The sequence below is a fragment of the Lysinibacillus sp. JNUCC-52 genome (assembly GCF_015999545.1).
Lineage (GTDB): Bacteria > Bacillota > Bacilli > Bacillales_A > Planococcaceae > Lysinibacillus.
Window position 1 is genome coordinate 1,774,553 of the sequence record NZ_CP065546.1, and the last position, 22,387, is coordinate 1,796,939.

23 protein-coding genes are annotated in these 22,387 nt (G+C 36.7%); 7 read left to right on the forward strand and 16 right to left on the reverse strand.

Going from position 1 to position 22,387, the window contains the following annotated elements; all coding sequences use genetic code 11:
- Positions 1 to 10: 10 nt before the first annotated feature.
- A complete protein-coding gene (locus tag JNUCC52_RS09100; protein ID WP_173477866.1) occupies positions 11 to 1,057 on the reverse strand; it encodes a SepM family pheromone-processing serine protease in 1,047 nt (348 codons plus the stop codon).
- Positions 1,058 to 1,099: 42 nt separating this feature from the next.
- Between JNUCC52_RS09100 and JNUCC52_RS09105 the strand changes: the two genes are divergently transcribed.
- The gene (locus tag JNUCC52_RS09105; protein ID WP_173477867.1) at positions 1,100 to 2,077 is read left to right on the forward strand and encodes a hypothetical protein; all 978 of its coding nucleotides are present in this window, start codon (positions 1,100 to 1,102) and stop codon (positions 2,075 to 2,077) included.
- A gap of 191 nt (positions 2,078 to 2,268) precedes the next feature.
- Here the strand turns inward: JNUCC52_RS09105 and coaD are convergent, their stop codons facing one another.
- The 3 genes from coaD to JNUCC52_RS09120 form a co-directional block, all read right to left on the reverse strand.
- Positions 2,269 to 2,757 carry a pantetheine-phosphate adenylyltransferase gene (gene coaD, locus JNUCC52_RS09110; protein WP_173477868.1) on the reverse strand — a complete coding sequence of 163 codons (489 nt, stop codon included), beginning with the start codon at positions 2,755 to 2,757 and terminating at the stop codon, positions 2,269 to 2,271.
- A gap of 1 nt (position 2,758) precedes the next feature.
- On the reverse strand, positions 2,759 to 3,325 hold the full coding sequence (gene rsmD / locus JNUCC52_RS09115; RefSeq protein ID WP_337981947.1) for a 16S rRNA (guanine(966)-N(2))-methyltransferase RsmD: 567 nt from the start codon (positions 3,323 to 3,325) through the stop codon (positions 2,759 to 2,761).
- A gap of 75 nt (positions 3,326 to 3,400) precedes the next feature.
- A complete protein-coding gene (locus JNUCC52_RS09120; RefSeq protein ID WP_173477870.1) occupies positions 3,401 to 4,822 on the reverse strand; it encodes an RNA polymerase II in 1,422 nt (473 codons plus the stop codon).
- Between the two features lie 57 nt (positions 4,823 to 4,879).
- On the opposite strand from JNUCC52_RS09120, the gene JNUCC52_RS09125 reads away from it, so the two are divergent.
- The gene (locus tag JNUCC52_RS09125; RefSeq protein WP_173477871.1) at positions 4,880 to 5,269 is read left to right on the forward strand and encodes a DUF7147 family protein; all 390 of its coding nucleotides are present in this window, start codon (positions 4,880 to 4,882) and stop codon (positions 5,267 to 5,269) included.
- A gap of 2 nt (positions 5,270 to 5,271) precedes the next feature.
- On the opposite strand, the gene JNUCC52_RS09130 is transcribed toward JNUCC52_RS09125, so the two are convergent.
- Positions 5,272 to 5,544 (reverse strand): YlbG family protein, encoded by a 273-nt coding sequence (locus JNUCC52_RS09130; protein ID WP_173477872.1) that lies wholly within the window; start codon positions 5,542 to 5,544, stop codon positions 5,272 to 5,274.
- 225 nt (positions 5,545 to 5,769) lie between these two features.
- On the opposite strand from JNUCC52_RS09130, the gene JNUCC52_RS09135 reads away from it, so the two are divergent.
- A complete protein-coding gene (locus JNUCC52_RS09135) occupies positions 5,770 to 6,675 on the forward strand; it encodes a glycerophosphodiester phosphodiesterase family protein (RefSeq protein ID WP_173477873.1) in 906 nt (301 codons plus the stop codon).
- 57 nt (positions 6,676 to 6,732) lie between these two features.
- Here JNUCC52_RS09135 and JNUCC52_RS09140 read toward each other — a convergent pair whose 3' ends face one another.
- Positions 6,733 to 7,788 carry a tartrate dehydrogenase gene (locus tag JNUCC52_RS09140; protein WP_173477874.1) on the reverse strand — a complete coding sequence of 352 codons (1,056 nt, stop codon included), beginning with the start codon at positions 7,786 to 7,788 and terminating at the stop codon, positions 6,733 to 6,735.
- A 356-nt stretch (positions 7,789 to 8,144) separates the two neighbouring features.
- Complete coding sequence (locus JNUCC52_RS09145; RefSeq protein ID WP_173477875.1) at positions 8,145 to 8,591, reverse strand: YlbF/YmcA family competence regulator; 447 nt, start codon at positions 8,589 to 8,591, stop codon at positions 8,145 to 8,147.
- An 86-nt stretch (positions 8,592 to 8,677) separates the two neighbouring features.
- Here JNUCC52_RS09145 and JNUCC52_RS09150 point away from each other — a divergent pair, with 86 nt between their 5' ends.
- Positions 8,678 to 9,181 (forward strand): PaaI family thioesterase, encoded by a 504-nt coding sequence (locus JNUCC52_RS09150; RefSeq protein WP_173477876.1) that lies wholly within the window; start codon positions 8,678 to 8,680, stop codon positions 9,179 to 9,181.
- On the opposite strand, the gene JNUCC52_RS09155 is transcribed toward JNUCC52_RS09150, so the two are convergent.
- Both JNUCC52_RS09155 and JNUCC52_RS09160 read right to left on the reverse strand, forming a co-directional pair.
- Positions 9,159 to 10,628: a UDP-N-acetylmuramoyl-L-alanyl-D-glutamate--2,6-diaminopimelate ligase gene (locus JNUCC52_RS09155; protein WP_173477877.1), complete on the reverse strand. Its 1,470-nt coding sequence runs from the start codon at positions 10,626 to 10,628 to the stop codon at positions 9,159 to 9,161. The two genes, JNUCC52_RS09150 and JNUCC52_RS09155, sit on opposite strands and share 23 nt — an antisense overlap.
- 378 nt (positions 10,629 to 11,006) lie before the next feature.
- Positions 11,007 to 12,131, reverse strand: coding sequence for a CAP domain-containing protein (locus JNUCC52_RS09160; RefSeq protein ID WP_337981948.1), 1,125 nt, complete (start codon positions 12,129 to 12,131; stop codon positions 11,007 to 11,009).
- Positions 12,132 to 12,278: 147 nt separating this feature from the next.
- On the opposite strand from JNUCC52_RS09160, the gene JNUCC52_RS09165 reads away from it, so the two are divergent.
- Positions 12,279 to 12,680: a YugN family protein gene (locus JNUCC52_RS09165; RefSeq protein ID WP_173477879.1), complete on the forward strand. Its 402-nt coding sequence runs from the start codon at positions 12,279 to 12,281 to the stop codon at positions 12,678 to 12,680.
- 200 nt (positions 12,681 to 12,880) lie between these two features.
- Positions 12,881 to 13,954 carry a sporulation integral membrane protein YtvI gene (gene ytvI, locus JNUCC52_RS09170; RefSeq protein ID WP_337981949.1) on the forward strand — a complete coding sequence of 358 codons (1,074 nt, stop codon included), beginning with the start codon at positions 12,881 to 12,883 and terminating at the stop codon, positions 13,952 to 13,954.
- A gap of 17 nt (positions 13,955 to 13,971) precedes the next feature.
- Here ytvI and JNUCC52_RS09175 read toward each other — a convergent pair whose 3' ends face one another.
- The 7 genes from JNUCC52_RS09175 to cyoE all read right to left on the reverse strand — a co-directional run bounded on the left by JNUCC52_RS09175 (position 13,972) and on the right by cyoE (position 20,723).
- Positions 13,972 to 14,433 carry a DUF420 domain-containing protein gene (locus JNUCC52_RS09175; protein ID WP_173477881.1) on the reverse strand — a complete coding sequence of 154 codons (462 nt, stop codon included), beginning with the start codon at positions 14,431 to 14,433 and terminating at the stop codon, positions 13,972 to 13,974.
- Between the two features lie 35 nt (positions 14,434 to 14,468).
- Positions 14,469 to 15,398 carry a cytochrome c oxidase assembly factor CtaG gene (ctaG, locus tag JNUCC52_RS09180; protein WP_173477882.1) on the reverse strand — a complete coding sequence of 310 codons (930 nt, stop codon included), beginning with the start codon at positions 15,396 to 15,398 and terminating at the stop codon, positions 14,469 to 14,471.
- Positions 15,399 to 15,726: 328 nt separating this feature from the next.
- The gene (locus JNUCC52_RS09185; RefSeq protein ID WP_173477883.1) at positions 15,727 to 16,071 is read right to left on the reverse strand and encodes a cytochrome C oxidase subunit IV family protein; all 345 of its coding nucleotides are present in this window, start codon (positions 16,069 to 16,071) and stop codon (positions 15,727 to 15,729) included.
- On the reverse strand, positions 16,071 to 16,697 hold the full coding sequence (locus JNUCC52_RS09190) for a cytochrome c oxidase subunit 3 (RefSeq protein WP_173477884.1): 627 nt from the start codon (positions 16,695 to 16,697) through the stop codon (positions 16,071 to 16,073). Before JNUCC52_RS09190 ends, JNUCC52_RS09185 begins: the two co-directional genes overlap by 1 nt.
- On the reverse strand, positions 16,697 to 18,580 hold the full coding sequence (ctaD, locus tag JNUCC52_RS09195; RefSeq protein WP_173477885.1) for a cytochrome c oxidase subunit I: 1,884 nt from the start codon (positions 18,578 to 18,580) through the stop codon (positions 16,697 to 16,699). Before ctaD ends, JNUCC52_RS09190 begins: the two co-directional genes overlap by 1 nt.
- A 40-nt stretch (positions 18,581 to 18,620) precedes the next feature.
- A complete protein-coding gene (gene coxB, locus JNUCC52_RS09200) occupies positions 18,621 to 19,709 on the reverse strand; it encodes a cytochrome c oxidase subunit II (RefSeq protein ID WP_173477886.1) in 1,089 nt (362 codons plus the stop codon).
- A gap of 96 nt (positions 19,710 to 19,805) precedes the next feature.
- Positions 19,806 to 20,723 carry a heme o synthase gene (cyoE, locus tag JNUCC52_RS09205; protein WP_337981950.1) on the reverse strand — a complete coding sequence of 306 codons (918 nt, stop codon included), beginning with the start codon at positions 20,721 to 20,723 and terminating at the stop codon, positions 19,806 to 19,808.
- A 336-nt stretch (positions 20,724 to 21,059) separates the two neighbouring features.
- Between cyoE and JNUCC52_RS09210 the strand changes: the two genes are divergently transcribed.
- Positions 21,060 to 21,983 carry a COX15/CtaA family protein gene (locus JNUCC52_RS09210; RefSeq protein ID WP_173477888.1) on the forward strand — a complete coding sequence of 308 codons (924 nt, stop codon included), beginning with the start codon at positions 21,060 to 21,062 and terminating at the stop codon, positions 21,981 to 21,983.
- Positions 21,984 to 22,387: the final 404 nt, after the last annotated feature.

Below are 22,387 nucleotides of genomic sequence, written 5' to 3' on the forward strand. Positions count from 1 at the left end.
AAATAGGCATTTATTTAGCCTTTAATTGTTTTAAATACGCAATTGCATCATCGACCGTTTTCACAGGTACAATTTTCATTTTTGTACCGATCTCTTTAGCCGTTTTCACTGCCGTTGCATAATTTGATTCTAATTCAGGATACTTCGCTTTCATTTCAGTTGAGATTTCATCATCAGGTGCAAAAAAGATTTCCATGCCATCTCGATCTGCTGCAATGATTTTGTAATCAATACCACCAATTCGCCCAACTGTTCCATCAATAAGCATTTCACCAGTTCCAGCTACTGCATAGCCTTTTGTTAAATCCTCATCCAATAATTGATTTAAAATTTCCAGTGTAAACATAAGACCTGCTGAAGGACCACCAATATCTTCTGTATGCATTGTGACACTTGGATTCGTTTCAATCGACTTACTTTCTGCATAGGTAATACCTAACCCAGCTTTTTTTTGCTCTGTTTGAGGAATTTCTTTCAAAGTAATCGTTTCTTCTTGTTCTTTTTGATTTCGTAATAATTGAATGGTCACTTTGTCACCTATTTGTTTTGTTGACAACAAATCAACAAGCATTTGTTGATTCGAAATATCTGTACCGTCCACTTTTGTTATTTCATCACCAGCTTTTAATAAACCATCTGAGGCGCCACCATCTAAGACATTTAATACAAATACACCATTGAAGTGTATCTTCGTCTCTAACCCAGCTCTTTGAAAGGCCACATATTTTGCATTAAATTGAGAGTCAGACATTAACTTTAACTGTCGGATATTATATTCCTCGTCATCCTCTAATGGATTTCTTACTTGTTGAATATCCATTATTTTTTCATATTTTTGCGTTTTCGCCCATAGATACGAAAACGGTGTGGCTTGCTGCATAGCAACTGTCATTAAACTCATTGAGCCCGCTTCATCCGTATGATTATTAGCAACACTCACAAATTTACTTACATCGTATGCACTTCCAGGCTTCATAATATACGCGTCTAGTCGGTATAGCATTAAAAAACAAAGCGCGACTAAAAACACTGCATAAAAACCAATTTTTTTCTTCATTGAATGGACACCTCCCAAGACGCATGCAAAAACCAGTAGTTCATGTTTTTGCCTTTTTCACATATATTAATTTTAGCATTTGCCTATGTGAATGACAAAAAGTTGAAACGAGATGATCACATGTTTGCGACAATTCAAATAGCGCTCTGCATACTTCTTATCCTATTACTCTTGTTATTCCCACAAACTGCTCATACTGGTACAGATTTAGGATTGAATCTATTTATGGAGGCGTTATTTCCGTATTTACTACCTTATCTTATTTTAACGCAATGGCTACTTCGTTTAACCGCTCCCATGCGCGCAAAAACAAAACGAGTTTCTTTATACGTACAAGCCTACTTAATAAGCGCTCTCGGTGGTTATCCAACAGGAGCTACAACCATTGTGTATCTAAAAAACAGTGGACAATTACACCCTAAAGAGGCAAACTTTTTACTCGCCGTTTGTCATGCACCTAGCCCTCTTTTTGTATTAGGCTTTGTTAGCCTTGATTTATTACACAGTAATACATTTGGTTGGCTGTTTTTATGTTTACTACATAGTTTTAATATTTGTTGCTTAGTAGTCGGTTATTTTTTATTTCGTAAAACCGATCCACCTACTATTTCTATACACAATACCACCTTGTATTCATCCCCATTTTCAGAAAGCATAAAAGAAACAGCACCAACCATTTTGTTAGTTGGAACGACCATTATTTTTTTCACTACGATTCAAACGATTTTACAACAAAGCTTAGATAAAATGTTGCCCAATCTTCCACAATCAGTCGAACATGCTATTGCCGCTATATTAGAAGTAACAAACGGATTAAAAATGACTGTCACAGAATTCGGAGATTTCCAGTACTTATCATTGCTGGTTGTCATTATGCTGACAATGCAAAGCATTAGTATCCATTTACAAATTTTTGTAATTGCAAAATCAGCCAAGCTTTCAGTCAGACCATATATCAAATTTCGCCTTCTTAGCATAATCATTGTGCCTACTATTTATGCTCTTTTTTTCTTAAAATAAAAAGTGCCTGACACTCACACAATTTTGTCTACCAAGACCGTTTGACTCCTGCAAAAAGCACGAAACGTAAGACGCGACAAGGAAGGGTACGGCTTGTCACATGCCCGTAGAAAGTGCCAGGCACTCACACAATTAAAAAAGGACTATAGACAGCACTCGGAATTTTCGAGTTGTCTATAGTCCTCTATTTGTTATTTAGCAAAACCGTATTTTTCTTTTAAAGCTTGTTCCACGCAAGCTGGAACAAGTTCATGCACATTGCCACCATACTTCGCTACTTCTTTCACAATGCTAGAGCTTAAGAACGAATATTGATTTTTTGTCATGATAAAAAATGTTTCAATCGTTTCATCAAGAAAGCGGTTCATTGAAGTAATTTGCATTTCGTATTCAAAATCTGAAACCGCTCGAAGGCCGCGCACAATCGCTTTTGCGTTCTTTTCTTTGGCATAATCAATAAGCAGACCTGAAGAACTCTCAATTCGTACATTCGGCAATTCCTTTGTCACTTCTGCCATTAACGCCATACGTTCCTCTACAGAAAATAACGGATTCTTTGATGAATTGTTTAAAACTGCAACATAGACAATATCAAAAACATCAGCTGCACGCTTAATTATATCTAGGTGACCAAATGTAACAGGATCAAAACTTCCAGGAACAACAGCAATTTTCTCCAACTTACTCTCCCTCTTCCCCAGCACAACGATAGACCGAAATAATCGTTCCGCCATATGTTTCTTGTCTCTGTAATAGAAAAGCACCAAAACTAGTTGGTAATTCTACTTCTTTTGCATGTTCACATAAAATAATACCATTGGGTTGTACTTTATCATGATCGACAAGCACCTGTACTAAATCATAGTATTCTTTATGGTGGTAAGGCGGATCTAAAAATACAAGATTAAACAAAATATCACGCTTTAAGAGCGCTTTCACAGCGCGCTTTGCATCAATACGAAAAAGCTCAGAACAGTTTTCATACCGACACTTCTTAATATTTTCCTGCAATACCTGATATGCTTTAGCGTCCTTTTCAATAAAGATAGCATGTTCTGCACCTCTGCTGAGCGACTCTATTCCTAACCCGCCGCTCCCTGCAAATAAATCTAATGCTGTTCCACCATCAAAAAACGGACCGATTATATTAAATATGGATTCTTTTACTTTGTCTGTTGTAGGTCTTGTTGTACTCCCTGCAACTGCCTTTAACGGCATTCCTTTACGTTCTCCTGCTACTACTCTCATAGATGTATTTCACCGTACTTTCTGTTACAAATAGAAAGCATTTTTGCAGCGAAAGAACTCCTCCGCTGCAAAAAATTATTCTTGTGCTTGTGTTAAAACTTGAATGCGACCATCACTTTTTTGTAGTTCTACTAAAAATAGTCGTTGTAGCCAAGCTTCTTCTACATAATAATGATCAACAATTTTTATAATTGGATCAGAAATTGTGGAATATCTACGTTGATTGAACACGTAGAATCCAGATTCTTTCGGGAAGCGGAATGTTCGATTGTCACTATTTACATAATAACCGTTTTTCCCTTCGCCTGCTGTATATCCTAGGTAAGGTAGTAATGTGTCGGCACTGTATAATACTTGACCTTCATATAAAATAACATGCACATCTTTTTTATGAATGCCATCTACATAAATACTACGCTCATCTTCCATTAATAATGGATACGTACCATTTTCTTGTGCTGCATTTAATTGGAAATAAGAAGTTTTTCCATTCAACACAGTTGAAAGTAGCTTATCCATTGTTTCTGGAGAAATGGATTCTTGTCCTAGGTTATCCATCGCTTCCTGCCATGCTAACTGCTGGCTTGCAGTCATGTAGTCTTTTAATGTCTGCACCATTTCCTTTGTCTTCTCTGAACCAATCGTATCCTTCACTAAATAGGATGCCACAACTTCAGCCAACCATGCTGGTGAATTTTCAAAATTATATTGTGAATGAATTTGCGAAAGGATTACTTCTTGCTCAACTGCTTGTGCTGTGAGCGTTGGTAAAAATAATAAACGTTCGTCATGCTGCGCAACAGGATTTTTCTCTTGTATAATCGCAATATGCTCATCATTTAAAAACTTTAAATTTTCAAGTGACTTTAGGAAATCTTTTGAAATTGCTTGCTGTGCATAAATTGTTAACACAGGTGTTTGCTCTTGCGCTTTTAACTCACCAGCCTGCCAATATAAATCACTCGCTGTACCATTGCCGCTAAACATTGTGTAGTTAACAAGTGATAATTGTTGCTGACCAACTAAAGGTAGACCTGTTATCCATTGTCCAACAGTTTTACTATCTGTTGAAATATGAATGACTGAATATGATACTTCTCCATTCGTTAACGTGGCAAAGATATTTTGAAGCAACATTTTATCTTTTAGGCCACCCTCAATTGGGATTATGTATGAAACAGATTGTGATTTTGTTTCTCCTTTTTCAAAATAGGAGACTTCCTCAGATAAACGATTACAACTATTTTCGTTATCGATAAAACATGTTGGGTTTGTCGCATCTTCAGGCCATTTTATTTTTACCTTTTGATTTGGTAAGTTTTTAAAATGATGACGAATATCTAGACTATTTTCACGATAGACAATCTCAATTTCCTGCGAATAATGGAATGTACCATTTCCTGTCTCTAAATCCGATGAATACGCCTGATATTGGAAAAACAACACACCCGATACAACTAATACTAAAATTGAAAAAAAGCTGACTGCAAATTTCATGTGCTTGACCTCCCGCAGCATGATACTATGTGTATTGGAAAGGATGTGCAATATTAAATGCCACAACAATTTATAGAATTAGGAGAAGGCTATGGCGATGTTTATGAACTACTTGAAATTATTAAAACGAATCAAGGTCGCTTTCACCAAGCCTTTATACTAACATCTACAAAAGAAGATAAAAAGGTAGCTTCTTTAGCTATCGCTTTAAAACCAGTCGGAGACAGTAAATTCATGCCGATTTATATTTGTCGCGAAGGCATTCCATTCAATGAAGAAAAGCCTTCCAAACGTCAAATGATGTTCGAAGAAAGTATTGAACAACTAGGTCGAAAAGCGGTTGTTGTAGAAATAAAGCACTCATCTATATTTTCGGAGCCAAAACTATTTTATCAATACTTAATTGGAATAATGAGACTTCATCACTATATTCCTGCATTAAACTGACGTTATAGCCCCGCTTTATAGTCGTATTCCTTCGCTTTATCTGGCTTTGCATTTTCGAACTCAGTTTTAACGAAGGGACGATAAGATTCTACAACGTCTTTCACAAATGGAAGGCGTTGTAATTTTATTGTCATCATTTCAATGTCCTCTCGATTGCAATATAATACTACATACTTTTGCTTCCGAGAAATGTAATGAACATGACCATATTTTCGAAGTGATTTCGCATGTTTTAATTGATGGACGTAAACGATTAGCCCTTGTCGTTCGTTCATATAGTTTCCCCTCATTTCTTACATAAAAGCATACCATAGACCGGAAAATGATAGCAACAGAGTTTAGCTGACAGAACGCTCATTTTTCCGTTATAATGGAAAAGCATAGCGCGTTTATCGACAGATTTACTTTCTCTCATGCTAGATAAAAGTGCTTTAGCTTGAACATTGCAAGTGAATTCGCCAGCACCTTTTATATTAATTTGATTGTTAAGGAGGACGAATATGGGTAAGAAAACGAAGATAGCTATTGCAATAGCAGCAGCCAGTGCAGCTGCTTGGGCAGGTAGTAAAGCTATTTCCAAACCTCAACAGCGTGAAGGGAAACAAGCATTACAATTTGATCGCCCGATCATTCTCGCACATCGTGGCGGAGCACATTTAGAACCTGAGCATACAATGCTTGCTTTTGAAAAATCTGCACAATTAGGTGTAGATGGCTTTGAAATAGACATTCGCTTAACTAAAGACGAAGAAATTATTGTCTTCCATGATGCTACCGTAGACCGTACGACTGATGGCTATGGATCCGTATCAGAAATGACATTAGCAGAAATAAACGCATTGAATCATGGCTATCAATTTGAAGACTTAGCAGGTGAGTTACCTTATAAGGATAAAAAAGTTGACGTTGTTACACTACGTGAACTACTAGAAAGCTATCCAAATATGTTAATCAATATTGATATTAAAGATGCACCAGATACGTATGAAGGTAGTTTAATGCCTTCAAAACTATGGCGATTAATAGAAGAACTTCATGCAGAGGATCATGTCGTTGTTACTAGCTTTTATGGTGAACAAATTGACCGTTTTAATTTATATGCGCAAAATCAAGTTGCGCTTGGCGCAGGTGAATCAGATGTACGCAAAGCATTTGCTTCATTCTCAAGTCAATTCGGACATTTATATCATCCAAAAGTAGACGTATTTCAAATTCCTCCAAAATCAGGTGTTGTTTCGCTCGATTCACCAAAGTTTATTCAGTTTTTAAATAACTTAAACATCCCTGTCCATTATTGGACAATTAACGATTCTGTAACGATGAGTAAATTAATTAATAACGGTGCAAAAGGAATTATTACCGATCGACCTGATATTGCAGTTGAATTACTACAAGAACATGATTGAAGACATAAAGGTAAGAGCAACTATCGTATATGCTCTTACCTTTATCTTTTAATAATATCATTGAGATAATTGAGCTAAAATTGCATCCGTTACCTCCCTCATTGTAGCAGTTCCCCCTAAATCTCCAGTTTTTATGCCTTGCGCCAATGTCGCCTCCATTGCATTTAACACTTTAGTACCGAGCTCTTGATAACCTAAAAAATCAAGCATCATTTTACCTGTCCATATTTGACCAAGCGGATTAGCAATTCCCTTACCCGCTATATCTGGCGCGGAGCCATGCACAGGTTCAAACATAGAAGGATATTCGCGTTCAATATTTAAATTAGCTGCAGGAGCAATACCGATACTTCCCATTATAGCTCCACCTAAATCTGTTAAAATATCGCCAAATAAATTAGAAGCAACGATTACATCAAAGTTTTCTGGTTTCATCACTAGGAAAGCTGCTAGCGCATCAATATGATTCGTCGCTTGTCCAATCGCTTCATAATCTTTACCGACTTCTTCAAAAACCTCATCCCAAAATGGCATACTGTAAGTTAAACCATTGGATTTTGTTGCACTTGTAACATGCTGACGACGTGTTTTAGCCATATTAAAGGCATAACGCATCGCACGTTCAGTTCCTTTTCTCGTAAAGATGGCGTTTTGTATAGCAATTTCATCCTGGCCGCTATGAATACGACCACCACTCTCCGAATATTCTCCTTCTGAGTTTTCACGTACTACAACAAAGTCAAAGCCATTTGGGTTACGTAATGGCGATGGTAAACCTTGTAGTAGCTTTGCTGGACGTACATTAATAGATTGCTTCATTTCACGGCGAATTTTAATTAGTAATCCCCATAAGGAAATATGGTCTGGTACTAAATTCGGCATTCCGACCGCACCTAAAAAGATTTGGTCATAGCCCTTTAATAGTTCAATCCCATTATCAGGCATCATTTTCCCTGTTTCTAAATAATAATCACAGCCCCAAGGAAATGTTGTCCATTCAAATTGAAAACTTCCATCTAATTGTGCAACCTTGTCTAAAACTTCTATCGCTGCTGGTACTACTTCTTTTCCAATACCGTCCCCTGGAATAACAGCAATTCGATATGTATTCATTTCATTGCCCCCTTTTCCCAACTTTTCTTACATACTTACTATATAATTTTTATTGTAAAAAAAATAGAAGCAGTATCCATTTGATATGCCTCTACCTAGTACATAGAAATATGACACATTGATTTCCGTTCCAGACGCTCTCTTTCCGCAGGCACGGCTTCAACTCATTTTAGCTCTTGCTTTTACTGCAGGAGTGTCGCACCTTTCATTCCAATCAACTAGTAGCATCTACATATAAAATATTTTGCTCCTTCCCTACTTAAAATAAGGTTATGAATTTATACAACAAAAGACACAACACCTCGAGAGGTATTGTGTCTTTACAATGAAGCAGTGTCATTTTGATACGATTTCTATTATGCAGAACAGGAGCATGAGCCACCTGACCCACAACCGCTTCCACATGAAGAATTGGATGCGAAAAACGGATTACTTACTGGTACTTTTACTGCTTCAGAAACAGTTTTCCCAATAAGCAAGCTTATTTCATCTAGTAAATCTTGAAAATCATTTTCAGCTAACTTTAATGCTGAAATCTTTTCATTTAAATCGAGTGAGCGCTTTTGCTGACGAATCGATTTCATAATTGTATGATAATCCGGATGATATTTTCCGAAACGTTGTACATCTTCGTATTGCTCCTTCATGCGACCAAATGCATAAATAGCTTCAACCAGCTCACTATCGCTATAAACGGCATTATACGCTAACCTAAGCGTATTCGCAGGTTCGGAGGAAAGAATCATTTCGCAAAGCGCATCTGCCTCATCTAAAATGATTGCCCATTCAGAGGTTATCATCATTTTAATTCCCCCAATCTAATACCCATCATAACAGATTTTATGGTAATTTTACATTATTGATATTTCTAAATGAAGGAGTTTTAAAATTGGTAACATCATCTAAAGGACAAATTGAAGAATTACTCGCTACTATTTTACAAAATAGTACAGCGGAGGATGAGGAAGTATTATTACACTTGCTAAATGGTATTCACGATAAACAACAAGGTATACATCGCCGTTATATCAATGCTGCTTTACATATGGTAGGCAACTTCGAGCCAGACAGTAGTGAAGTACGGATACCGATTACGCCCGTGATTCACAATACCATTAAAGTTCCGCATGGAGGGATTATTGCGACAATAGCTGATGCCGCAATGGGCGGACTCGCATCGCGTTCTGTTCCAGCAGGCTTTAATGTTGTGACAACAAATATTAACGTGTCCTATATCGCCACTACAACCAATAAAGAGTTAATTGCACGAGGTCGTTTTGTTCATAAAGGACGTCAAACACTTGTAATGGAATGTGACATTGAGGATGAAACTGGTCGTAAACTGGCAATTGCCACCGCTTCGTTCTTCGTTATTCAGCGCCGTCAGTCATAACAGAGAAATAATCTTTAATACATTGTTGATCGGAAAAAGGGAATTTTTGATTTTTTATTTGCTGTGTTTGTTCATGCCCTTTTCCGGCAACAAGCACAATATCTCCTTTTTGCGCTTTAGCCAATGCTTGATGGATCGCAACTTTACGGTCTAAAAAAATTTCATAATATTGCTGTTCTGAAAAACCAGCAATAATACTTTCATTAATTACTATAGGGTCCTCATCTCTTGGATTATCAGTTGTTAAAAAAATAACATCTGCATACTTGCTTGCTACAGCACCCATTGCAAAACGTTTTGCCTTATCTCTATTGCCACCACAACTAAACACAAGGTAGATGGTCTTCTTACTATCAAAGGTTTGTAATACTGCCTGCAATGCCTCTGCCGTATGTGCGTAATCTACATACACTTCAATCCCTAGTGGGTTATCTATGCGCTCTAGTCTACCTTCTGGTAATCTTAGTTCCCACATATGTTCAGCTACTTCATCCATCGAGAAGCCTAAACGCCACACCGCCATGAATGCAGCTACTGCATTTTGCACATGATACTTACCAACAAAAGGTATGGCAATGATGTGCTCAGTCGTTGACGTTTGCAAACATAGTACAGTTTTTCCAATGGTTTCACTCACAATTTGGATATGTAAATCATTGTGATTGTCAAAGCCAAATGAGCAAGATTTTTTCTTGTCGTAAATACCAACGGATCGGCAAAAATTATCGTCTCCGTTTAACACAATTTTTTTAGATAAATCGGCTAACCTTTTTTTAGCACGTTTGTACGCTTCTAGCCCTCCATGGTCTTCTATATGATCCTCTGATAAATTTAGAAATACTCCACAATCAATGTCGCAATGATCAAGTCTATGTTGTTGCAATCCCATTGAGGAAGCTTCTAAAACAACATGTGTAACACCTTGACGAACACATTGTTTTAAAATAGGATGGAGCTCTTTTGCTTGTAATGTTGTTAATTGCTCATATTCTGTTTGTTGTTTTTGCCCATTAACAAAGAAGCCTACTGTTCCAATAACTGCTACATTTTTATGTAAAGCCTTTAGTAATTGGCTTACAAAATGACTTACTGTTGTTTTTCCATTCGTTCCTGTTATGGCAATTACCGACAAAGCTTCAGCTGGAAAAGCAGCTAGCTTTGCGCTTGCATATGATAAAAACAAAGCGGTATTCGGTACCCAAACGAAAGGAATGTTTTGATCGCTGAATGGTATTGCAATACTTTCCTCGGATACGACGGCCGCAGCTCCTCTTGCCAGTGCTTCTTTTACAAAACGACTGCCCGATGTTTTTTTTCCTTTTCGCACAATAAAAATATCTCCAGGTTTCACCGCTTGTGCATAATCCTCTACACCAGTAATGATTGTGCGAATGGATCCACCAGTTACACTACATGGCCAATCTTTCAATAGCTCAGCTAATTGCAATGTCTCATCCTCCTTTCAGTTCTCTATCATATGACGGCTTTTGTAACGGTGTGACGAAAAATGTAGATGCCTCCTCATACCAGTTAAACGGGCTATTTTAAAGGTGGAATCTTGCAATCCATTAACCAGTACAAAAAATATTAGTCGTTCGATTTTGCCGATTTTAAGCACAAAAAAAGATTGTCTTGAATTAATCAAGACAATCTTCTATAAATAAAATTGTTTGAGTGCCTGTCACTTAACATGGGCACTATATCGAAAAAATCCAATTCGCTTTTCAGTAAGCGGCTAACCTCGCTGTCGTACAGTTTGTTGCCTCTTACGTTTTGAGCTGTTCCCGCATAAATTTTTACTTAGTTAACCCTACTGGTAGCGCCGTTAAAATTCAGAATTGTTTGAGTGACTGTCACTCTCAGTTTCTTCTACGGATTCTTCACTATCATCTTTTTCCTTCGATGGCTCCATAAAAATTTGTGTATAGTAATTTAAAAAGACACCTGATCCTACAGCAGTATATTTATCGTTTAAAATCACTTTGCGATGTTCAGGTGAATTTAGCCAGCCATGCATTGCTTCAATCGCATCAAAGTATGCTGTGGCAAGGTTTTCATTCGCATTACTATAAGCAATTTCTTGTGAGTCTAAACGTTTCTTTAAATCTCCATTTGTTGGAGACTCATGACCAGAAAAATTTTGCACCTTCATATCTTCACTGTGCAATTTAGCTACTTCCTCTAATTTTTCATCAAATGCCAACGGCGCTAAATCATGATGAACACGCGTGACATTAATTAAATCATCAAGCTGTGCCGTACTAGCTTCATTGATGTCCTGCTGTAAAAATGAGGAAGGCGGTGTAGGACTAACAAGCTCCCCTTGATAAATCATTTCGTAAGGTTGATGAAGTACGAGCGTCTCGCTATCAGTGAAGCGAACACCTTGTAGTGCACTCGTTTCGCTATCAATATAAAGCTGTGCAAACAGCCCATCAAATTTTATAAGTAGTCTAGTCTGCATATCTTCCTCACTCATAGAGAAAATGAAAATATTCTCCCCGACATTGGCAGCTACTTCATAATCAATAATGGTCATTCGGTAAATATCGTCCCGCTTCTGACCTATTTTAAAAGGTGTAGCATCTAGCTTATCACCCGCTATGTATACTTGTGTCACAACATCATTTTGCACACCTAACATAAAAAATGTTGATACACTTGTTTTATAAACCCACCATTCGTAACCAAACGATGAAGGCTCTTTCCTTGCTGGTTCACCATATTGTTCTAAGACAACTTGTATTCCTTGGCCAATTAATGTCGACATACCACTTTGCGGACGTGTCATCGCTCCAACTTCTGGCTGCTCCAGTTCTGTTTTCGGAATAATATTTGAACTGGCATTTGGCCCTTCTAGCGGCTCATTTTCCTTGGGCGTACTAAAGAACATAAAGCCGATAAACGCAATCGTTGCACAGGCAATTAAAATGCGAAATAAAGCTTTCATACTCGACCCCTTTCTTCCCCATTATTGTAAGTTATTATATCAATTGTAAACGTGTTGACACAATGTTGTCATTGCAACAATGTCAAATATGCTCTATTATAAAAATGAGCGTATACTTTGTACGAAAAGCTAAAGGAGGATTATTAGATGTATTTTGAGAATACTAACCTTGAAAATTTAACAGCTGACCAAGAACTAATTGAAAACATTATGAAAAATAATGGATTAGAATGTGACGGTGCTTGGGATTACGAACGCATGACTTTCGACCGTCGTTTCGATACTCGTGAAGGCCGTTACTACCTACGCGTATTCGCATATGCGCAATCAGGTGATGTTGGTGCACACGATGCTGTCCTTACATTAATGAAACCAGCTCTTGGTAAATACTACTATCCACATGGTGTTGAGTATGGTGACGATGAAGTGTTCCCAGCTCATCTTGTAAAAAAATGTGATGAAATCTTAAAAAAAGTAAGATTAGACTTAGAAGCATTCGTAGTTGAGTCTCCTTCTAACAAAAAAGCGTTGGAAACTGTTAACGCTTAAGCCAATGTCTTTGCATATTAATGACCTAAAACGATGGCATTGATGCTACAATAAGTTCATGTTTACTTGCTGCTAAAATGCAAGCTGTCATAAAAATGTATATGTATGATTATTAAGAAAAGACTGGTGGTCCAGTCTTTTTTATTTTGAGTAAAAAAATTTTTTCTTCTCATACTAACTATATCTTTCAAATGATGTAGGTGAGATACTTGATAGAATTTTTTAAAAGACCCTTTTTTCGCCATCCTATAATCGTTATCGCTATAGGATTAATTTTACTTTGGTTTTTATCCTTATCTTTTCCTATACTTCTTGCCTATGTAACCGCACTATTATTAGAGCCTTTCATTATTCAAATGAGCGAACGCTTTCGAAAAAAGCGTAAAATCATTGTCTCCATTTTTTTAGTTTTCTTTTTTTGTATAACATTACTATTATGTATTCTCATTGGCTATATAAGCTGGAAACAGTTTTCATCATTTATTATTCATATTCCAGATTATCTTAACCAATTGTCAGCACTATGGATTCAAATCCAATCCAAGCTAGCCAATTATACGTACCATTTACCTTTAGATCTTGTGGCACAAATTCAAGTAATGATTGGACGAGGACTATCTTCCATTGAAAAATTTGCACTTTCCTTAACAAATATTAATGATTGGTCGTCGTTACTCTCCTATATACCATCTCTGTTATTTGATATTTTCGTGTATTGGATAGTGCTATATATGCTACTTTTAGATTTACCATCCATCAACCAAAGATTATTGGCACCAATCCCTTTTCATTACCACCAAAAAATCCTTTTTATCGGAGAGCGTGTTAAAGTGGCATTATTCGGCTTTATAAAAGCTCAATTACTTGTTGGAATTTGTATATTTGCAGTCGCCTTAATATCGTTTTTTTTATTAAAAACACCATTTCCCTTTATATTAGCACTTTTAATTGTCGTCTTAGATATTATTCCCTTTTTAGACTCATTTATTTTACTGTTACCTTGGGCAATTTACAAAGCGTTTACTGGTGATTACGTCTTTGCTATTGCCTTAGTTGTGCTGACAGTCATCCTATTTTTAATACGTCGTATGATTGAACCAAAAATTATTGGTGATAAAATTGGTCTTTCTTCGCTCTCCACTTTTATCGCAATGTTTATCGGCTTTAAAATATTTGGTTTTCTCGGTATTTTAATCGGCCCTCTACTCGTTGTCGTTGCTCTTTCTTTATTTAATCAGCCTTCTACAAAAAATCTCCCACCTTCTCAAGAGTAAGGAGGGAGATTTTTATGTTAAAATCCTAAAATCGCTTTAATAACAGACGTTGTTTCGCCTGGCTCAAATAATATATACAGTAACATGTACACCATAACACCTGTTACGGCTACAAAGAACCAAATAATACTTGTAATTGGCCCAATACGCTTATGAAGCTTAATGTTTGTTTTTAAACCTGAAATAATACTAACAAGTCCAAACACAGCTCCAACCGTTGCTAATGTAATGTGGAAAATTAAAAAGAATGTATAGTAAGGTTTTAAATCCTCACCGCCACCAAAAGCTGTATTACCAATAAAGACCGTACGTGAAGCGTAGATGATAAAGAAGCAAAGTGCAGCAACACCAGCAGCTAACATAACCTTTTTATGTGCTTCTACTTTTCCCTTTATAATTAAGCCCCAACCAATTGCTACAAGTACAGCACTTATTACAATAAATGATGTACTAATAGTAGGCAAAATTTGCAATTCCATTCACAAAACCCCTTATACAAAATAAATTTCAATTATTACAGCTGATGTTGATGTTCTCTTTCCCATTTCTGTTGGTGTGCCTTTAATGCATCGGCAGTAATTTTATCAGGGTCCTTTTGCTCAGAACGATACCATTTTGTAAAAATAGCGCCGATTAAAACACCAAAAATAAGCTCTTGTAAGATTTTCATAAGAACACCACCAAGTTGCTGATCCGCAGCAGGCTTCATATCTGTAAATAACTCTGGTCCAGATAAAGACAAGCCCGATAAAGTTGAGGCTGGTACACATAGCTCCATTGCTTTGAGCCAAGCTTCACCACTCGTATATGTTTCATACATAGCGTTAGGCGCAAAAATAATTAATGCACATGCAGGTGTAATTAAAACAGCATTGGCAATAATATACGCTAATTTATGCAAAGGTTTCATTTCATCACTATCTGGTATTTTTTGAATTAGAGGCCAGTACATTAAAACAGAAGAAACAAATAATACAAATGTATAAGTACCATGTAATGTTTCGTTTAATTTAATGTAATCTAATACTGATGGTAAATGGTAGATAGAAAATAAACCTATAAAAACAAATATCGCAACCACTGGTAATGTTAACACTTTAAATAAAGGTTTGACAACAGGCGCTTCAATAGCAACTTTCCACACCCACCATGGAATACCTTTAATTAAGAATATTGGCACAAGCAATAAAAGAATCGCCATTTGGACCATATGCATTGTAAACATAATATGGGCCATTAAATCAATCGGAGAACCTTTAATAATATAAATCGTAATCATTGCCAATACAAAATAAATTGCTTCACTTTTTTTCAATGGCTCACTTACTTTAAAATCTTTACGCCATTTCGTTGTCACTAAAAAGTAGATCGCTGTTATAAAAACGAGAACCCCTATTAAATACGGGCTCCATAAAGCTTGGAAACCAAATATACTAAGTGGCATACAATACGCGCTCCTTTAACTTTTTCCAGCATACATTCCTAACGCCTTAAGCGAGTGATGCATACCAAAATGTTTTACTTATCTTGGATACAAACTTCTACAAAATAAAGTTAAGCCTCTAGCGAATGTCGTGTTTTTTTAGCGTTAGCACAATAAAAACGGGCACAATTAAACAGAGACATAATGAAAACTCAGTACTCCTATTATAAAACGCTTACAGCTATACTGCAATGAACGAACGGTGAACAATTTACCAGCACTACATTGTATTAGCAAAACAAAAAAAAGCACGTCTCCGCGAAGAGCAGAGAACATGCTTTTTTGGTGATTACCACCAAATAATTGTTAAAAATGCTAAGAAGAATGTAAATGCGATTAATATCCCCATCCACATAAAGAATCCAATAACACCACCGAAGTGTGTTTTTTTGTCTTCTAAGTGCATGAAAGCATAAAGTTGAAGAACAACTTGAACGCCTGCAAGCAATAACACAAATGGAGCTATTAAGTATTTAGAAAAACCAGCAGCAACGACAGCGAACGCGATAAACGTTAAGAAAATCATGATCGCAAAGTTGATTACTTGTTTACGCATATGAACGGCATTATGATGACGATCATACTCGAATTGAGCTTGAGACTTAGCAACTACAGGTGTATCGTGTGATGACATTATCCGATCACTCCCATCAAGTATACTACTGTAAAGATAAATACCCAAACAACGTCGATAAAGTGCCAGTATAATGCAGCCACAAAGAATTTAGGCGCATTGTACAAGTTAAGACCACGTTTAGCGTTACGAACAAGTAAAGTCGTAATCCATACTAAACCTAAAGTTACGTGGAAACCGTGTGTACCTACTAGCGTATAGAACGAAGTTGCGAATGCAGATTGGTTAAATGTGAAACCAAGGTGCACATAGTGTTGGAACTCATAAATTTCTAGGGCAAGGAAGCCAAGACCTAAAAGTAATGTAATTGCTAACCAAGTTTGCATACCTTTGTAATTAAAGTTACGCATATGGTAGATTGCATAAACTGATGTCAGTGAAGACGTTAATAGTAACATCGTCATCGCAAATGCTAACGGTAATTCAAATAAACCTTGTGTTGTGAACTCCATGCCAGCTGGCCCTTTGTTCTTAAGTGCTAAGTAAGTCGCAAATAAACTTGCGAAAAGTACAACTTCACAGGCAAGGAAAATCCAGAAACCAACGACTTTATTTTTTCCTTCCATCGTTGCTTGTTCAGGATGATCTGGCCAAGTATGAGGAGTAAATTTAGTATTGATATCCATTATTTATTTCCTCCTTTACCGTAAAGTTGTTCTTCAATTTCAAGAATGTCTTCTTTGTGTAAGTGGAAGCCATGATCGTCCTTAACAGAACGGAAAATCATCGCACCAAATGTAATAACAAGACCAATAATTAAAATGTAAATTGACCATGGTTTATCTGCATCTGGATTATAAAGTGCACCGAATGCTGCGATAAACATACCTAAAGAAATTACAAATGGAATTGCAGAGTTGTTTGGCATATGAATATCACCTAATGGCTCAGCAAATGTAACATCTTTATTACCTTCTTGCTTTTCAATCCACCATGGATCAAGACCACGAACAAGTGGTGTTTGACGGAAGTTATAGAATGGAATTGGTTGTGGAATTGACCATTCTAAAGTACGTCCATCGCCCCATGGATCGCGACCTGCTGGTTTACCTTTGATAGACATTAAGCAGTTAATTACCATTAAGATAACCCCAACACCCATCATCAATGCACCGATTGTAGAAATATAGTTGAACTGATCCCAACCTTGACCTTCCATGTAAGTGAATACGCGACGTGGCATACCCATTAAACCTAAGAAGTGTTGTACGAAGAATGTTAAATGGAATCCGATAAAGAATACCCAGAAAGTCAATTTACCAAGCGCTTCGTTTAACATACGGTTGAAGAAAATAGGCCAGTAGAAGTGCGCTGAACCGAATAGAGCAGTTACGATACCACCAACGATTACGTAGTGGAAGTGAGCAACGATAAAGTAAGAATCGTGTAATTGGTAGTCAAGTGGAGCAGATGCTTGCATTACCCCAGTAACACCACCCGCAACGAATGACGGGATGAAACCAAGTGCATATAGCATTGGTGTTGTAACTTTAATAGATCCGCCCCAAATAGTTAAGATCCAGTTGAATACTTTCATACCTGTTGGAACGGCAATTGCCATTGTTGCAACAGCGAAAATTGCGTTTGCAGTTGGCCCAAGACCAGTTGTGAACATGTGGTGAGCCCAAACCATGAAGCCTAGGAAACCAATTAAAATTGTTGCGAATACCATTGAAGAGTATCCGAATAGACGCTTACGAGAGAATGCTGGGATAATTTCCGAGAATAAACCGAAAGCAGGTAATACTAAAATGTAAACTTCTGGGTGTCCGAAGATCCAGAATAAGTGTTCCCAAATTACTGTGTTACCACCCATTGTATGGTCAAAGAAGTTACCACCGAACATACGGTCAAATAACATCATTAATAAACCAATTGTTAATGGAGGGAATGCGAATAAGATTAACGCACTTGATACTAGAGCCGTCCAAGTGAATAATGGCATACGCATAAATGTCATACCAGGAGCACGCATTGTAATAATCGTTACGATAAAGTTAAGACCTGAAATTAACGTACCCGCCCCTGAAATTTGTAAACCAAGTACATAGAAGTCAATACCATGTCCTGGAGAATATAAAGATAATGATGCATAAGATGTCCAGCCCGCATCAGGTGCGCCACCCATAAAGAATGATAGGTGAAGGAATACTGCACCTAGGAAGAACAACCAGAACCCTAAAGAGTTAAGGAATGGGAATGCAACGTCACGTGCACCAATTTGTAATGGTACAAGCATGTTCATAAATGCGAATAGTAATGGTGTCGCGGCAAGGAATAACATTGTCGTTCCGTGCATCGTTAATAATTCATTGAAAAAACCAGCTGAAACGAAATCGTTATTTGGTTTCATTAACTGAATACGCATTAATAACGCTTCAAAACCAGCGATAGCGAAGAACAATGTACCGGCTAATAAATACATTATTGCTAACTTTTTATGGTCAACAGTTGTAATGTAATCCCAGACAGCTGCTCCAAAGCCCTTTTTCTGTGTATATGAGCTCACAACTTTTACCTCCCTCAAAGTTTGTTACATAAACGAAAAATTATTTCTCTACTGATAAGCCCATGATGTAAGTTGCAAGAGCTTGAATTTCTTCTTCAGATAAATCGCCATAGATAGGTGCAGTACCATCTGGATTCATCATTAAGTTACCTGGTTTATATTCACCTGGGTTTTTAATCCATGCTTGTACGTTTTCTTCAGTATGCTCTAAGAAACCTGCAACACGGTTACGGTCACCAAATGTAGTTAAGTTAGGACCTACTCCACCTGTACCGCCTACGCCTGATACAGCGTGACAAGCTAAACAGCTGTTAGCAAATGTTGCTTCACCAAGATCAGTTGAATCTTTTGAAGCAGTTTGTCCTTCAGTTGCTTTCATACTAGCTACCCAAGCATCAAATGCTTCTGGGCTAACTGTTTTTACTTTAAAGTCCATTAGTGCGTGTGAAGGGCCACATAGCTCAGCACATTTACCATAGAATACGCCATCTTTAAGATCTGCTGATTCTTTATCGAATACTAAATAGAATTTGTTTAAGTTTTCTACGTTCGTATCCATTTTACCGCCAATCGCGGGAATCCAGAATGAGTGCTTAACATCAGCAGCTTTTAAGTTAAAGTAAACTTTTTGACCTGTTGGTACTACTAATTCTTGCGCTGTTACAATCCCTTGGTTAGGATATTCGAACTCCCACCAGTATAATTTTGCCGTTACATTTACTGTTAGGGCCGTTTTGTTACCTTCTGCATCTACTTCATCCATTGCAGCAACATCTGCAAATTTATAAGTAGCAGTAACAACTGGTACAGCTAAAATTAATAATAAAATAATTGGAATAACTGTCCAAATTACTTCAAGTGTGTGACTACCTTCTACTTGCTTAGGAATAACATTTTCGCCTACTTTTGAACGGCGGAATTTTAAGAATGCAAGTAAATAGATTACAGATACTATTACTACAACTAACGTCATAATTCCAGTAGCCAACATTAATAGGTTAAATTGTTCTTTACCTACTTGACCAGATGGTTTTAGTGCAGAAATATATTCTTCACCACAACCCGAAAGGAAAACCATCATCACTGCTAGAAGTGAAAAAAGACGCCACTTTTTAAGCCCTTTCATCATAGCTTAATTAAACCCCTCTTTCTTTGTTGTATTTTCATGTGTACCTAGGACATTGGTTCTATCTATATGAATTCTTGTGAAAGAAAGAATTCCAAATTAGCTGAATACCGCAAATATTATGATAGCCACAAATAGTATGGTCATATGATTCAATGAATAAATAAACATTTTATTTGCCCACTTCATATCGTCTTTTGTGGTAAAGCCCTTTAAAGCTAGTAATAACCAGCCTACGTTCAAAGTAGTCGCAAGCACTAAGAATCCAGTTCCAAGCTCAGGTAAAAGGAACGGTAACGGTAATAATAAAAGAATCCAGAAAAACATTGAGTACTTCGTTCGTTTAAAACCTTTTACAACTGGTAGCATTGGTATATTAGCTGCACGATATTCTTCAGTACGTTTCATAGCAAGCGCATAAAAATGCGGTGGTTGCCATACAAACATGATAAGAAATAGGGCAAGTGCTCCTGGGCCCAGAGTAGGTTCCACTGCTGCAAAACCAATTACTGGTGGAATCGCCCCTGAAATACTTCCAACGATCGTGTTACTAACATGCTTTCTCTTTGACCACATTGAATATAGAACAACATAAGCGAATATTCCAACTAGTCCCCACATGCCGGCCGCAAATGATGCCGTAAATAACAAAATTTCACCTACAATTAAAAATGAGAGGGCAATAGTCAATACAAAGTTCAGCTTAAATCTACCTGTTACTGTCGGTCTTGTCTTTGTGCGTTTCATAATAGGGTCAATATCTCGATCAATGAAATTATTCATTGCACCAGAACCGCCAATAATTAATGCAGCACCAAGCATGATACAAACTAAAACATCAAGCTCTTGCAAGAAATGTCTACCAGTAAATTGAAATGCTAGCCACATCCCTGTAAACGTTGTGACAAGATTCGAGTTGACGATTCCAATTTTTATTAGTGCTAAGAAATCTTTTACAACGGATGAAGTTCCTGGTTTAGTATTTCTAGTAGCTGAAAACGTACGACCGTTTGACATGTTACCTCTCCTTTCATTTTTGTAAGCATATTCCGCTAACAATAACTATAGCGAAATTTGCGATTGATTTCTAGACGTTTAGTGAAATTTAGATGAAGTTGTAAAAATTAGCTTTGTCTAGAAATATAATTAAAAACAACATATCTATAGTAAATCATTTTCCAAATTGAATTGTGAAGGTTAAAGCACGAAATTATGAACAATTTGTGAAATGGAATCAACATCTAAAACTCCCTACTCCTTACAAGTTGTTTTTTAAACGTATTTTAGATATTATCTAGTAGCAGAAACATTACTTTCATGTAATATTGATAGATAAAGTAGGTGACTCATTTTATGCAACACAACAGGTATATGAAGTGGTTTGCTGTTGCCGCTACAGTGGGAATGCTCCTTATTTTACTAGGCGGGGCACTCGTTACTAAAACAGATAGTGGCTTAGGCTGCGGTAGAAACTGGCCAGATTGTAATGGATCTCTTATCCCAAAAGAAATTACAACAGAAGTATTAATCGAATTCTCGCATCGCGTTGTCACAGGAGTCGTATCAATTTCAATTCTTGTCTTAACCATTTGGACATGGCGGAAACTTGGACATATTCGTGAAGTAAAATTTTTAGGCTTTTTATCGATGTTCTTCTTAATCGCACAGGCACTAATTGGAGCAGCTCAAGTACTATGGGGACAAGGAGACTTCATTCTAGCACTTCACTTTGGAATCTCACTTATTTCTTTTGCTGCCGTTCTTATTCTTTCTATGATTGTATTTGAAGTTGATCGAAAGTTTGATGCAGATAACGTATTTATTGGGAAAAAACTACGTTGGCATACAATTGCTGTCACAATTTATTCTTATTTAGTTGTTTATACAGGGGCACTCGTTCGACATACTGATTCTAGTTTAGTATGCCCAGACTGGCCATTTTGCTACAATGAAACACCGTTTGCCTCACCAAACAATATGTACGAATGGGTACAAATGGGACATCGACTTGCAGCTATTATTATTTTCATTTGGATTACATACATAACTTGGCACGTAATAAAAGAATACAAACAACAACGTGTTATTTATTACGGCTGGATTATTGCTTTCATCATCGTTATATTACAAGTTTTAGCTGGTATGTCAGTAGTCCTTACTAGATTGAATTTAACTGTAGCATTATTGCATTCATTGTTCATTTCTCTATTATTTGGTCTCCTTTGTTACATGATTATGCTTGTAGCACGTAGCAATTATAATGAAAAAAATAAGTAACGTTTGGAAAAGGATTCGGCACTGTCGAATCTTTTTTTATTTACCCCACTTCATGCTCTTCTAAAAGAAAGAATTTTCACATGCATGAACTTTGTTAAGAAACAGTTAATTTATATTACTTTTTTGACACTTCATATAAATGGTTCTTAGTCCAGTCCCACTATAAATCCTTTCACAAGAAACTATAAATAATACAACAACAGCATCAACAAACATGAATCTGCTTATACCTTAAGCTAAAAAAAGTGGATTTCTTCATATATAATAGTAAAATCGTTTTTACTATTAAAACGATTTTTATAGTGATTTAGATTATATTTCTTCTTGAGCACTTCCTACTATTCTTTTACATAAAAAAAAGGTTAGTAGTGTGCTATAGGAGCACACTACTAACCTTCTTCTAT